Raw genomic sequence first — 12,873 nt, forward strand, 5'->3', positions numbered from 1 at the left:
CAAGACTTCTTGAAAGATATATCTATCGCAGGAAGTGGGTCGATGCCCACTTTTTTTATTGAATTCTCTCATGACTCATCCTTTAGTTCCACAAATTATTGATTTGGCGACACCAGTGGCAGAATATCTGGGATTGGAAGTGGTTGGCGTGGTTTTTCACACTAACCAAAGTCCACCAGTGTTGCGGGTAGACATTCGCAATCCTGAGCAAGACACTGGGTTGAATGATTGTGAGAGGATGAGCCGTGCTTTAGAAGCCTCCTTAGATGCTGCCCAAATCGTTCCAGATGCCTATGTCTTGGAAGTGTCCAGTCCTGGTATTTCCCGGCAACTGGTAACAGACAGGGAATTTATTTCCTTTAAAGGATTTCCTGTCATCGTCTCCACAACGCCCCCCTACGACGGACAACAAGAGTGGGCTGGTCAGTTGATTCGCCGGGATGAGACAGCAGTTTACTTAAACCAAAAAGGTCGTGTAGTCGAAATTCCCTGCTCCCTAATTACTAAGGTGCAGTTAGACGAGCGCCGATAAACAAAGGGCTAGGGCTTAGGAGCGAGAGACTAGAGCACCTTGGCTCAAGGCTAAAGATTAGGGGCTAGAGGTTATGAACTAAGGGCTAGAGATTAGGGGCTAGTGTAAAGCTATTCTCTAATCCCTAGCTCTATCTAATGTGTAGTTTTCAATCCCCATTACCCCTTATCCCCTTTAGGGGCCCCGAGTTCCCCACTCCCTAATTTTTAAAGGAGATTGCTTATGTCAATGGTTACTTTACCTGGATTAAAAGAATTAATTGAAAGTATAAGTCGCGAACGGAATTTACCCCGGCTTGCGGTTCAATCAGCTATTAGAGAAGCACTAGTCAAAGGCTACGAACGTTATCGTCGCGCCCAAAATTTAGAGCGCAAACAGTTTGATGAAGATTATTTTGAGAATTTTGAAGTAGAACTCGATATTGAAGGAGAAGGATTTCGCGTTCTTTCTACCAAAACCATTGTCGAAGAAGTCAATAACACAGACCACCAGATTTCCCTAGACGAAGTTCAACAAGTAGCTCCCGAAGCGCAGTTAGGAGACTCTGTGGTGCTGGATGTTACCCCTGACCAAGGAGAATTTGGTCGGATGGCGGCGATGCAAACCAAGCAGGTACTGGCGCAAAAATTACGGGATCAACAGCGCCAAATGGTACAAGAAGAGTTCCAAGACTTGGAAGGAACTGTCCTGCAAGCAAGAGTCCTGCGGTTTGAACGGCAATCAGTGGTTCTAGCAGTTAGCAGTGGCTTTGGTCAGCCAGAAGTAGAAGCCGAATTACCCAAGCGCGAACAGCTGCCCAATGATAATTATCGGGCAAATGCCACCTTCAAGGTATATCTTAAAAAAGTATCTCAAGGTCAGCAACGAGGACCACAGTTGCTTGTGTCTCGTGCTGATGCTGGTTTGGTAGTTTATCTTTTCGCCAACGAAGTCCCAGAAATCGAAGATGAAGTGGTACGGATTGTTGCCGTAGCTAGGGAGGCAAACCCCCCTTCCCGTTATGTCGGTCCCCGGACTAAAATAGCAGTAGATACTCTTGATCGCGATGTAGACCCAGTTGGCGCTTGTATTGGAGCCAGGGGATCGCGAATTCAAGTGGTAGTCAACGAATTACGCGGTGAAAAAATAGATGTAATTCGCTGGTCGCCAGACCCAGCAACATATATTGCTAATGCCTTAAGTCCAGCCCGCGTGGATGAAGTACGCCTAATGGACCCAGATTCCCGACAAACTCACGTACTAGTGGCTGAAGATCAACTAAGTTTGGCCATAGGGAAAGAGGGACAAAATGTCCGTTTGGCAGCCCGCCTGACTGGTTGGAAAATTGACATTAAAGACAAAGCTAAGTATGACTATGCAGGAGAGGATGCCAAATTTATAGCTGTAAGAACAAAATATCAATCAGAGGAAGATGATCTTGACTTCGAGGAAGAAGAGTTAGATGAAAATCAGGACGAATTAGAAGAGGAGGATACTTTTGACACTAACGATGATGAATAATTGATTAATTTTGTAAAGTTTTGATACTGTTGATTGTAGTCTCAGTCTCAAGGATTATTTTCTAAAAGGCTATTTGGTATAAGTAAAAAATAGTAATAATAAACTTCTTTTTACATCCCAAATCCTGGACTGAGATCGCAGAGAACCGATGAAACCAAATTATCGGCGCTGTATTAGTTGCCGCAGAGTAGGGTCAAAAGATGAGTTTTGGCGGATTGTCCGCGTCTTTCCATCGGGAAAGGTACAATTAGATCAGGGCATGGGGCGTTCTGCCTATATTTGTCCAGAAACGAGCTGCTTACAAGCGGCTCAAAAAAAAAATCGACTAGGGCGATCGCTACATGCATCAGTGCCAGAAACACTGTACCAAAGCTTGTCGCAACGTCTAGCCCGCACCAATACGTAAAACCAAATTTAGTTGGAATAACTTTGTCAAGTGATCACCAGAGGAATTGTGCCAAAGCCGAAGTCGTGCTTTCATCACACGCTCTGTTGATCGTTAAGGTTAGTGTCAAAATAGTAAATGGGTGTAAAAGGCATTCGGCTCTCCAATAATTAAGAGGGGCGAGGCAACATTCCCAGAACAAGATGTAATCGATTGTGTTGTGGAAGACTCAGAATCAACAAAACAAGAAACTACAAAATGGCAACCTGGTAGCGCTCAGGCGCAGTTCGGCGTCAAGGGTTCCCATAAAAATCTTTTAAAGAAATTTTTATGGGTCTCCCTCAACCATCATTCCTGGTGGGGATGCCATTATTAAACCGAAACATCTCTCTTTCCTGATTGGAGGCACCGGCAAAAACTGAACGGCAATCTAAAAACAGTAATCCAAGGATGGAGATGTCGCAAACCAGGCAACCATCCGCTAAAACTGTAAATTAAAGGGGAAGAGTGGATGAACAACGGCAAAGTTAGAATCTATGAATTATCAAAGGAATTGAATTTGGATAACAAAGAGCTACTAGCAATTTGCGACCAGCTCGACATTGCGGTCAAAAGCCATAGCAGCACGATTTCGGAATCCGAGGCAGAAAACATCCGGGCGGCAGCAGAAAAGCTTCCAGCTACGAGTGTGTCGGCCAAAAAGGAACTAGGTACAACCAGCCATAAACCAAATTCACCACCGAACGGCGGACCCTCGCGACCTGCTGCACCCCACAAACAGCAAATTTTGGAAATACGCAAACCCAAAATCTTGAGAAATATTACCTCCAACGCCCCAGAGGCGTCACTTGCTACCAATACCCAAGCTGCCTTGTCTGAAGCTAATCCTCCCTCTCCTCCACGGCCCTTCGCTACACCAGTCTCACCCATGAAGCCGACGGCACCAACTCGACCTGTACCCCGGAATCAAGCTGAGACCCAAGAGCAACCAACGATCACAGACTTGGAACAAACGCCTAATCCAAATCAGGCGCCGGAAAAAATAGTATCCCAAAAACCGGAAAAAGTAGTTCCACCGAGACCGAAATCGGAAAAACCTCAAAAACCGCAACTAGTTGCCCCTCCAGCAAGGCCTGCGGAAGAAGTTGTCCAGGTGGCAGATGAGCAAGTATCTCAGGCAGACAAACCAATCCTCAAACGCGACCAACGGCTACGGCCCGTTGAAGGCGATCGCGAACAAATTAAGCCGAGAGTCGCTAAACTGCCAACAGACCAGTCCGCACCATCTGCACCACAAAGAGCAAGTCGTCCCACCACTGCGCCAAGCAGACCAGAGCAGAGGGGCAATAGACCGTCTGCTCCATCGCAACTGGGAGAGGGGCAACGACCCAGACCAGCGCGTCCAGGTGAAGCTGTAGCAGCCGCAATGCCGATCGCTACTCCACCCAGACAGATATCAGGAATAGCAGGCAAATCTCAAGGATTGGGTGATGAGCCAGTTGCACCTGATCTCCTCGATTTGAAACGCCCAAGTCCGCCACGCCCGACCAAAGGCGGCAAAAAGTGGGTAGAAGAGGAAATAATTGACGAAGTTAAAGAGAAGGCTAAAGCTGGCGTCAAAGGCAAGCGGATCAAGCCGATACTGGATGATGAGTTTGAAGAAGATTTGCTGGATGATGACGATCTCGACTCACCAGCCACCGTCCAAGTCAGCCTTTCCATCGCCCGTCCTCCCAAGCCTAAAGCGACTCGACCTGTACAGATGCCAGGCGCAACCCTTGCTAGCGCCCCAACTGCTAGAGGAAGTAGAAAGTCGGGTTCCAAATCTGGTTCTAGCCGCGACCATCACCAGAACCGTCGCCAAGAAGCCGAGACAAAGCGTGACCGTCCAGAAAAAGTGGTGGTAACAGGTCCGTTGACTGTGCAAGAGCTGTCTGACGTTTTAGCCGTTGCCGATACAGAGATTGTAAAAATCTTGTTCCTTAAAGGCATGGCGGTGAGTATCACCCAAAATCTGGATATTCCAACAATTACCCTGGTAGGAAAAGAACTAGAAATAGAAGTCGAAACCGCCGAGCCAGAAGCAGAAGCTCGGAAAATTACGGAAATGGTCGGTGCAGAAGACCTAGAATATCTCCACCGCCGTCCGCCAGTCGTGACAATTATGGGTCACGTAGACCACGGTAAAACAACCCTGCTCGACTCAATCCGCAAAACAAAAGTGGCTGCTGGCGAAGCTGGTGGTATCACTCAACACATCGGTGCATACCATGTGGATGTGGAACATGAGGGCAAACCGCAACAGATAGTCTTCCTGGATACACCCGGTCACGAAGCCTTTACAGCTATGCGGGCCAGAGGAGCGCGGGTAACAGACATTGCCGTATTGGTAGTGGCTGCTGATGATGGTGTCCGTCCCCAAACCATTGAAGCCATTAGCCACGCCCAAGCCGCGGGAGTGCCAATTGTTGTTGCAATCAACAAAATCGACAAAGAAGGGGCACAGCCAGAGCGCGTTAAACAAGAACTCACCCAGTATGGTTTGACCGCAGAAGACTGGGGCGGTGAGACAATCATGGTTCCCGTGAGCGCCATCAGGGGTGAAAACCTGGATACGCTCTTAGAGATGATTCTGCTAGTAGCAGAGGTTGCAGAACTATCTGCCAACCCAGATCGTACGGCCAAAGGAACTGTAATTGAAGCACATCTGGATAAAGCCAAGGGAGCAGTTGCTACCCTGTTAATTCAGAATGGCACCCTGCATGTGGGAGATATCCTGGTAGCTGGCTCGGCTTTCGGTAAAGTCCGGGCGATGGTGGATGACAGAGGTAAGAGAGTAGACATTGCTTCTCCTTCCTTTGCCGTCGAGGTACTAGGTTTAAGTGATGTGCCAGCAGCAGGCGACGAGTTCGAGGTCTTCCAGAACGAAAAAGAAGCCAGAGCGCTCGCTAGCGATCGCGCAGACAGACAACGCCTATCCCGTTTGTTACAGGGTCGTGTTACCCTTACAACCCTATCGGCTCAAGCCCAAGAAGGCGAGTTGAAAGAACTCAACTTGATCTTGAAAGGAGACGTACAAGGTTCTGTGGAAGCCATTGTGGGAGCGCTGAAGCAAATCCCGCAAAACGAAGTCCAAATTCGGATGCTATTGGCTACTGCTGGGGAAATTACCGAGACAGATATCGACTTAGCAGCTGCCAGTAACGCTGTGATTATTGGCTTCAACACCACCTTCGCCAGTGGCGCCAGACAAGCCGCCGATGAAGCGGGTGTAGATGTTCGGGAATACAACGTAATCTACAAACTCCTGGAAGATATCCAAGATGCCTTGGAAGGTCTTTTGGAACCAGAGTTGGTGGAAGAACCCTTGGGCCAAACTGAAGTCCGTGCTGTCTTCCCAGTCGGCCGTGGTGCTGTTGCCGGTTGCTACGTTCAATCTGGCAAGTTAGTTCGCAACTGTAAAGTCAGGGTGCGACGCGGCGGTAAAGTGATCTTTGAAGGCGTCCTTGACTCCCTAAAACGGATGAAAGAAGATACCCGTGAGGTCAACGCCGGTTATGAATGCGGTGTGGGCATGGATAAATTCAATGATTGGGTTGAAGGTGACATCATCGAAGCCTATCAAATGGTTACCAAGCGCCGTACTCTCACCTTAACGAGATAGTGTTGAGGGTAAAATGGTTAGAAGTTAGGAGTGATAAATTAGGAGTTAGGAGTTAAAGGCTGCTAATTCCTAACTCCTAACTCTTAACTCACAACTTTTTATAATATGCATTCATTTCGCTCTGAACCTATTTTGTGGATTCACGTTGCTGGATTGGCGACATTGCCTGTTTTTTTAGTCCTCTGTTTATTGTTTCTGTCTGTAGGCGAGCGGTTTTTGCCAGTTTGGATGGAGCTATTCTTAGTTGCCGCCATTGGTATTCTCCCCCTGCTATGGATGCAGTTACGTCGCCCTTTTTATATATTTGCTCTTTTAGGAATAGCCTTAAAGCCAGAAAATCTGACTGAGCGGCAGCGAAAAATTCTCTGTTTAATTAATACAAAGTTAAATCGTATCCTGGCATTAGTGGCAGCAGTATTGTCGATTTGGGTGCTGTGGCATCTCTACCAAATTGCCCCATTAGTCGCAAATTCAGCTAAATTTCTTCCCCAATGGCGCAGCCTTGCACTAGTGCTTGCGGGGTTAGCCTTTTTGGGCAGCAATTTATTTTTACAAATACCTGTGAGTGTAATGCGAGTTTTGGTGACTAATGACACAGAATTCGCTGGATTAGAGCCATTATCTTTAGAAAAGATTAAGCAGGATTTCACAATTTTAGGAGTGCGGGTTAATCAAATCGTGCCCCGATTGTTGCAATCCTTGTTTAGGATTAATACAGATTCGTAGTATACCAATGCCCAATGCCCAGTTACCGTTGAAGTTTAAAACAAAGGAATGAGAAACTATGGCTCAAATTCCAGCTTCTAGCGATCGCCAATTTTCTGCTGATACTGAAATTTGGTATAACCTCAAATGCGCGATCTCCACTAGTTCCGGTTTTCAACGCTGGCAACTAGAACCTAATGCTCACTTACAGGAAATTAGCTTGGAACAGCAAGTACAACGGTATTTAAGAGAAACTCTAGAAACTTTAGCTTACTAAACACCAAATAACTCTTGTAGGCTTGTTTGCAAGCGATGAAGTTGACGGTATGCACTCTCCAAGCGATCACCATCAACTTCTACTTCATTTTTGGGATAATTATTAATAACTTCAATCAGCGACACCTGGCCGTTTTGACTCGCAGAAAGTACTAACGCGGCTTGTAAAGCCTGCCGATCTGCTCTGGGAGACGGTATATAAATAACTAAACCCTTAGTACAGCTTGGCAAGAAAATCTAGCTACCATCTCAATTAACACGACTTGGGGCAAAATCCCCTTGTTAAAGGTAGAGAAACTTCCGCTACAGTATAGTAGTAAAGTTTTATGAATAAAATAATATAACTAATGTATAAGTTCTGTGATCTATCTAAGGAATTTAGCTGAATCAGTGCTAATCATCCAGTATAGTTTGGCATGGGTTTTAAAGCAGCTACAAGGCTGCTAACTTCAACCTTGTTTAACATACGCTAATTCAGCACATCACAGACGGAAAAAATGAAATATCGGGGTTTTTACATTTCTCTCGCGAAAAATTTTCGCCTTTTTTCTAGCAGTCGTCTCAGATATACTTTACGCGTGGGAGCTGGACTAACGGCAATGCTTGTTGTTTCTAGTGGGTCAATACTACTACCGGGTGAGGTTAATGCTGGTGCTACTCACCCAGAAGGTATGGCCCCAACTCTCACAGCGCAAGCTCCTGCAACTGCCGCAGTGATTTACGTTAATTCAGCAACTGGTGCAGATAGTGCTGGTGCTGGTACAACCTCAACTGCACCTTACAAGAGCATAAGTTTCGCTCTCAGTCAAGCCCAAACAGGTGCAGTTATTCAATTAGCACCTGGGAACTATAACCAGGAAAGTGGCGAAACCTTCCCTCTGTCGCTTAAACCAGGGGTGACACTGCGGGGTGATGAAGCTACTAAAGGTCAGGCAATATTGATTACAGGTGGAGGATTCTACACTAGTCGCACCTTTGCCAGACAGAACATTACCATCCTTGCCGACCAAGATACCACGATCGCTGGTGTCACCGTCACCAACCCAAATAGCCGGGGTACGGCTGTGTGGGTGGAGTCAACTAATCCTACTATCCAAAACAGTACTTTTACTAACAGTGTCAGAGAGGGTGTTTTTGTCACGGGTACAGCCAATCCCAAAATTGAAAGTAATCTCTTTGTACAAAACAAAGGCAACGGGATTTCAGTTGCTAAAGCTGCCCAAGGAGAAATTCGGAATAACTTATTTCAGGATACTGGTTTTGGTCTAGCGATCGGTGGCACTTCCACACCCCAAATTGTGGAAAACCAAATCATCGAAAATCAAGACGGTCTTTTTATCTCAGAGTCAGCAAAGCCCGTATTGCGTAAGAATGTCATTCAGAACAATAAGCGGGATGGCTTAGTAGCAACTGTCAACGCTCTACCCGACCTTGGCACCAACGAAAATCCTGGTGGCAATCTTATCCGCAATAACACTCGTTATGATGTGAACAACGCCACCAAAACCGGTAAAATTGTCGCTGTTGGCAACGATATTGATCACAAAAAGATTTTTGGCTCAGTAGATTTTGTTGCCGCAACTGTTGATGTACCTCCTGGAGGGCCTGTGGCCTTTAAGGATGTGCCAGCAAATTACTGGGCAAAAAGCTACATCGAAGCTTTAGCCTCTCAAAATATTATTGCTGGCTTTCCGGATCGCAGCTTTAAACCCAATGAACCTGTAACCCGCGCTCAATTTGCCACTATTGTTACTAAAGCTTTAACACCACCAAGCAAACGCGCAAGCATTCAGTTTAAGGATGTAGCAAGTAATTTCTGGGCTTATGCTGCAATTCAATCCGCTTACCAGAGTCAATTTGTTTCTGGTTATCCCGATGGGACTTTTAAGCCACAGCAGCAAATTCCAAGAGTGCAGGCGTTAGTAGCTTTAGCGAATGGTTTGGGGTTAACAGCGAGTAATCAGAATGTTCTTTCCTTTTACACCGATGCTGCCCAGATTCCTAATTATGCGATCGCTCCTGTTGCTGCTGCAACTGCACGGCAACTAGTGATCAACTATCCCACAGCGAAGCAACTCAATCCTAATCGTCAGGCGACTAGAGCTGAAGTTGCTGCCTTTGTTTACCAGGCACTCGTCAATGCTGGACGTGCCCAAGCAATTCCTTCATCCTATTTGGTAACAGCTCAGTAAATGCGTAGTTAGCATAATTGAAAGCGCCAGACTAAAAAATTATCAGTCTGGCGCTTGCAATTAATGTGAGTTTTATTAATTTTAAGGGTCTTTAAATATAGCTGACCCCATTTTAATGTGATTGGGTTTACAAATAATGTTGCCTGAAAACTTAAAGAATATAAAGATGTATAAAAGGAAAGCAGTAAAAAAATAACAGCTAAAATTTCTTCCTTCAAGAATTAGGATTTTTATCCGATTGGGGGCGTTGTTGCCGACGCTGTTCCCAGCGCCAGAGGAAGACCATTAGAGCAACGATTCCGACTTGGAGAGCTAAACTTGGCATTGCACTCTCAACATCCCGTCCGGCAAGCACTTGGAAAAAAAATACAAATGCGCCAATTGAGCCAGAAGCACCGAAAGCGATGTAGATAAATTGTCGGAAGCCGCGATAAGGAGCGGCTATTTCTGCTTTCAGGCTGGCATATTGTTCAGGATTAAGGCGATTTTTGGGATTTTTATCTACCATGATTAAATCATGTTATACTCTTAGATTGTGTACGCCGATGTGGCTCAGTGGTAGAGCAGCTGATTCGTAATCAGCAGGCCGTGGGTTCAAATCCCATCATCGGCTTTGATGAAAGTATTACTCAATACTAAAGTTTGACATAAATCAAGTGTACAGTGACTAATTATTTCTCGTCGGTGACAGATTGATGTAGTTGTGACAAATTATTGTTATCAAACCTAGTAATTTGCTTCGGTATGTATTGGTGACAAATTATCAAAGCAGAATTCAGGAGTCAGGAGCCAGAATGGGCTAAACCTTAGCTATCCGCTAACAGAATTGAATTCTGTGATTTAACACCCCTACTCCCATTTTCAAGCTAGGTGGATTATTGCAGCAATGGAGTTGTGCCATTACCGTTAGTTGACGCATTCGCAATTGCAGCTTGAGTAGGTTGAGTAGTAAGAACCGCTACAACTGGAGTAACTTTTGAACTAGATTGTTTAGTTCGTTTTCGATTAGAGCCGCCAGCTTTGGAATACTCTATACTGTTTCTGCCGTAGACAGTTGCAACTCCACTTAGCATTCGTTCAGACATTTCACTGAGAGCTTTATCCATCTGGGTTACTGTTTTACGCGATTCTTCCAGATTGGAAACCAGCGTATTATTAGCTTCTAGGATCGCACGGGTAGTGTTGATTAGGTGGTTGTAAGCTTCAATGGTTAACCCATGTCCTAAATCCAGATTTTCATCAATAGATTTAAGCAAGGCGAGACGAAGTTGGGCTTTGTCAATAGCAGCAGAACCACGAGTTTTTAAAGACATAACACATCCTTTTTTAATAATTCCTTTTTAAACATAGTGGAGTATCCTTTTGCCTGAGATGGGTAGTTTTGTGGATTTATTTCATTAAAAGTTCAACGAAATAATTACGAGTTTGCCTGTATTTTTACTCATTTTTCATATCGATTTGCTGTTTGAGAATAAGTACAATCAGCAAATGCGTACGCTGAAATAACAATTGCGTATGCCGAAATAGCAATTGGGTACGCCGAAATAACAATTGGGTACGCCGAAATAGCAATTGGGTACGCCGAAATAGCAATTGGGTACGCCAAAATAACAATTGGGTACGCCGAAATAGCAATTGGGTACGCCGAAATAGCAATTGCGTATGCCGAAATAGCAAATGCGTACCCCGAAATAGTAATTGCGTTCGCAAAATCTATAAATGCGAACGCCGAAATCACAAATGCGATCGCAAAAGCTACAAATGCTAACCCCGAAATAACAATTGCGATCGCAGAAGCTACAAATGCGAACGCCAAATCTATAAATGCGATCGCCAAAGCTATAAATGCGATCGCCGAAATAACAAACGCGAACGCAAAAGCTACAAATGCGATCGCAAAATCTATCTAATTCCCTCACGCCACTTGGGCGATTGTCGGCAAAGCCGCCCAACGCAGTGGCTCCCTTTTATAAGGGGAAGGTTAGGGTGGGGTAACTTCCCTCAACCTACAAATAACTTTCCTAATCCTATCCACCACACCATCAATATCTTGAGAAACTTCTTGATTCGTAAATCTCAAAATCCTCGTACCTTTTGATTCCAAAAATGCTTGGCGATCGCGATCGTATTCTGGAACTCCATCTTGATAGTGACTATCACCATCAATTTCTATGGCAAGTCTCAATTCCGCAGAATAAAAATCCACTACAAATCTGTCAATACTGTATTGTCTGCGAAATTTACAGCTTTCAATTTGTTGATTTTTAAGTTTTGCCCAAACTATTTTTTCAGATGGCGGCATATTGTTTCTGAGAGTTTGCCGTTTTTGCTTTTCTGAAGTTTGGTTATACAGTTTTGTCATTAGCGTTTTCATATTCCTGGAATGTGCTTATTATTCCCAGGATTACCCCCCTTAATCCCCCCTTTACAAGGGGGGAAACAAGAAAATCTTCTAGTTCCCTCCCCTTTATAAGGGGAGGGTTAGGGTGGGGTAATTCAATAACTTGCGCGTACACCGTAGCCTTTTTAAAGAGGATCTAAAACTTTTTACCGCCTCATTATTTCAGGAATTGAGGATAATACTCTTGAAGCTTCATCAAGATACGTCTAACTACACCTGCTCATGAACGGACAGCGTCTACAAGATTATTACCAGCTAATCGAAAGCCTGCTAAATTGCCCAAATAGGGAAGAACCAGAGATATTAGCGGCGAATACAGAATTGCTTGATGCTGATTTTTTGCAGGTGTTGGCAGCAGTAGCAGATGATTTTGCACAGCAGGGAGAAGAAAATACAGCAAATCGGTTGAGAAACCTAGCAACATATCTCACCCCGGAAACTACCCCCATCACTGAAGAAGATATACAGACTTACGGGCAATTTTTACTAGAAATACTGCAAGCAACGGCAGACAGCAACGGCGATGCTCAAGTAATTTATCCATTGCTGGCAGCAAATACCGATAAACTCAATCAGATTTTTGCTGTATTGCACGATTGGGCAACAAATACTCTAGCAGAAGCGGAAGTAGATGCAGCAAAATCCATTGCCTATGTGATGGTTATATTGAGTAATCGGATTAGCGATTTTCCTTTGGGTAGCAAAGCCAACAACATGGAAATTGCTATTACAGGCTACGAAATCGCCCTCACTGTTTACACCCGCAGCGCCTTTCCAGTAGATTGGGCAACGACGCAAAATAATCTGGGGAATGCTTACGGTGACAGAATATTCGGAGAACGAGCCGAGAATATTGAATTAGCCATTGCTGCTTATAATCAAGCACTCGAAGTTACAACCAGGAGCGCCTTTCCAGTAGATTGGGCAATGACGCAAAATAATCTGGGGAATGCTTACGGTGACAGAATATTCGGAGAACGAGCCGAGAATATTGAATTAGCGATCGCTGCTTATAATCAAGCACTCGAAGTTACAACCAGGAGCGCCTTTCCAGTAGATTGGGCAATGACGCAAAATAATCTGGGGAATGCTTACGGTGACAGAATATTCGGAGAACGAGCCGAGAATATTGAATTAGCGATCGCTGCTTATAATCAAGCACTCGAAGTTACAACCAGGAGCGCCTTTCCAGTAGATTGGGCAATGACGCAAAATAAT

General features: G+C 44.9%; 12 protein-coding genes, 1 tRNA gene and 1 pseudogene. 9 read left to right on the top strand and 5 right to left on the bottom strand.

Going from position 1 to position 12,873, the window contains the following annotated elements:
* Positions 1 to 70 precede the first annotated feature (70 nt).
* From rimP to V7K21_RS28730, 6 genes are all read left to right on the top strand, one after another.
* A complete protein-coding gene (gene rimP, locus V7K21_RS28705; protein WP_335179227.1) occupies positions 71 to 532 on the top strand; it encodes a ribosome maturation factor RimP in 462 nt (153 codons plus the stop codon).
* A gap of 222 nt (positions 533 to 754) precedes the next feature.
* Entirely contained in the window at positions 755 to 2,032 is a 1,278-nt protein-coding gene (nusA, locus tag V7K21_RS28710) for a transcription termination factor NusA (protein WP_273766709.1), read from the top strand.
* Between the two features lie 148 nt (positions 2,033 to 2,180).
* Positions 2,181 to 2,438: a YlxR family protein gene (locus tag V7K21_RS28715; protein ID WP_273766710.1), complete on the top strand. Its 258-nt coding sequence runs from the start codon at positions 2,181 to 2,183 to the stop codon at positions 2,436 to 2,438.
* A 490-nt stretch (positions 2,439 to 2,928) separates the two neighbouring features.
* Positions 2,929 to 6,081, top strand: a complete 3,153-nt coding sequence (gene infB / locus V7K21_RS28720; RefSeq protein ID WP_335179229.1) for a translation initiation factor IF-2 — start codon at positions 2,929 to 2,931, stop codon at positions 6,079 to 6,081.
* Between the two features lie 105 nt (positions 6,082 to 6,186).
* The gene (locus V7K21_RS28725; protein WP_335179231.1) at positions 6,187 to 6,807 is read left to right on the top strand and encodes a low-complexity tail membrane protein; all 621 of its coding nucleotides are present in this window, start codon (positions 6,187 to 6,189) and stop codon (positions 6,805 to 6,807) included.
* A gap of 58 nt (positions 6,808 to 6,865) precedes the next feature.
* Positions 6,866 to 7,063, top strand: coding sequence for a hypothetical protein (locus V7K21_RS28730; protein WP_335179233.1), 198 nt, complete (start codon positions 6,866 to 6,868; stop codon positions 7,061 to 7,063).
* Here the strand turns inward: V7K21_RS28730 and V7K21_RS28735 are convergent.
* On the bottom strand, positions 7,060 to 7,293 hold the full coding sequence (locus tag V7K21_RS28735; RefSeq protein WP_335179235.1) for an alpha/beta hydrolase: 234 nt from the start codon (positions 7,291 to 7,293) through the stop codon (positions 7,060 to 7,062). The genes V7K21_RS28730 and V7K21_RS28735 overlap by 4 nt on opposite strands.
* 266 nt (positions 7,294 to 7,559) lie before the next feature.
* Here V7K21_RS28735 and V7K21_RS28740 point away from each other — a divergent pair, with 266 nt between their 5' ends.
* A complete protein-coding gene (locus V7K21_RS28740; protein ID WP_335179237.1) occupies positions 7,560 to 9,254 on the top strand; it encodes a DUF1565 domain-containing protein in 1,695 nt (564 codons plus the stop codon).
* A gap of 214 nt (positions 9,255 to 9,468) precedes the next feature.
* On the opposite strand, the gene V7K21_RS28745 is transcribed toward V7K21_RS28740, so the two are convergent.
* Complete coding sequence (locus V7K21_RS28745) at positions 9,469 to 9,762, bottom strand: DUF3493 domain-containing protein (RefSeq protein ID WP_335179239.1); 294 nt, start codon at positions 9,760 to 9,762, stop codon at positions 9,469 to 9,471.
* Positions 9,763 to 9,795: 33 nt separating this feature from the next.
* On the opposite strand from V7K21_RS28745, the gene V7K21_RS28750 reads away from it, so the two are divergent.
* Positions 9,796 to 9,867: transfer RNA gene (locus tag V7K21_RS28750), tRNA-Thr, on the top strand.
* Between the two features lie 262 nt (positions 9,868 to 10,129).
* Here V7K21_RS28750 and V7K21_RS28755 read toward each other — a convergent pair.
* The 3 genes from V7K21_RS28755 to V7K21_RS28765 form a co-directional block, all read right to left on the bottom strand.
* The gene (locus V7K21_RS28755; RefSeq protein ID WP_335179241.1) at positions 10,130 to 10,567 is read right to left on the bottom strand and encodes a hypothetical protein; all 438 of its coding nucleotides are present in this window, start codon (positions 10,565 to 10,567) and stop codon (positions 10,130 to 10,132) included.
* 128 nt (positions 10,568 to 10,695) lie between these two features.
* The gene (locus tag V7K21_RS28760) at positions 10,696 to 11,091 is read right to left on the bottom strand and encodes a hypothetical protein (protein ID WP_335179242.1); all 396 of its coding nucleotides are present in this window, start codon (positions 11,089 to 11,091) and stop codon (positions 10,696 to 10,698) included.
* A 144-nt stretch (positions 11,092 to 11,235) separates the two neighbouring features.
* Positions 11,236 to 11,616, bottom strand: a complete 381-nt coding sequence (locus V7K21_RS28765) for an endonuclease domain-containing protein (protein WP_335131126.1) — start codon at positions 11,614 to 11,616, stop codon at positions 11,236 to 11,238.
* 261 nt (positions 11,617 to 11,877) lie between these two features.
* On the opposite strand from V7K21_RS28765, the pseudogene V7K21_RS28770 reads away from it, so the two are divergent.
* Positions 11,878 to 12,873 (top strand): annotated as a pseudogene (locus tag V7K21_RS28770) (CHAT domain-containing protein); the annotation flags it as partial.

It is taken from the genome of Nostoc sp., from assembly GCF_036919595.1.
Lineage (GTDB): Bacteria > Cyanobacteriota > Cyanobacteriia > Cyanobacteriales > Nostocaceae > Nostoc.

What these genes read in the sequence shown, in the direction of transcription:
- rimP (WP_335179227.1), top strand. Translation starts at nt 71, where the DNA reads ATGACTCATCCTTTAGTTCCACAAATTATTGATTTGGCGACACCAGTG.
- nusA (WP_273766709.1), top strand. Translation starts at nt 755, where the DNA reads ATGTCAATGGTTACTTTACCTGGATTAAAAGAATTAATTGAAAGTATA.
- V7K21_RS28715 (WP_273766710.1), top strand. Translation starts at nt 2,181, where the DNA reads ATGAAACCAAATTATCGGCGCTGTATTAGTTGCCGCAGAGTAGGGTCA.
- infB (WP_335179229.1), top strand. Translation starts at nt 2,929, where the DNA reads ATGAACAACGGCAAAGTTAGAATCTATGAATTATCAAAGGAATTGAAT.
- V7K21_RS28725 (WP_335179231.1), top strand. Translation starts at nt 6,187, where the DNA reads ATGCATTCATTTCGCTCTGAACCTATTTTGTGGATTCACGTTGCTGGA.
- V7K21_RS28730 (WP_335179233.1), top strand. Translation starts at nt 6,866, where the DNA reads ATGGCTCAAATTCCAGCTTCTAGCGATCGCCAATTTTCTGCTGATACT.
- V7K21_RS28740 (WP_335179237.1), top strand. Translation starts at nt 7,560, where the DNA reads ATGAAATATCGGGGTTTTTACATTTCTCTCGCGAAAAATTTTCGCCTT.
- V7K21_RS28745 (WP_335179239.1), bottom strand. Translation starts at nt 9,762, where the DNA reads ATGGTAGATAAAAATCCCAAAAATCGCCTTAATCCTGAACAATATGCC.
- V7K21_RS28755 (WP_335179241.1), bottom strand. Translation starts at nt 10,567, where the DNA reads ATGTCTTTAAAAACTCGTGGTTCTGCTGCTATTGACAAAGCCCAACTT.
- V7K21_RS28765 (WP_335131126.1), bottom strand. Translation starts at nt 11,616, where the DNA reads ATGACAAAACTGTATAACCAAACTTCAGAAAAGCAAAAACGGCAAACT.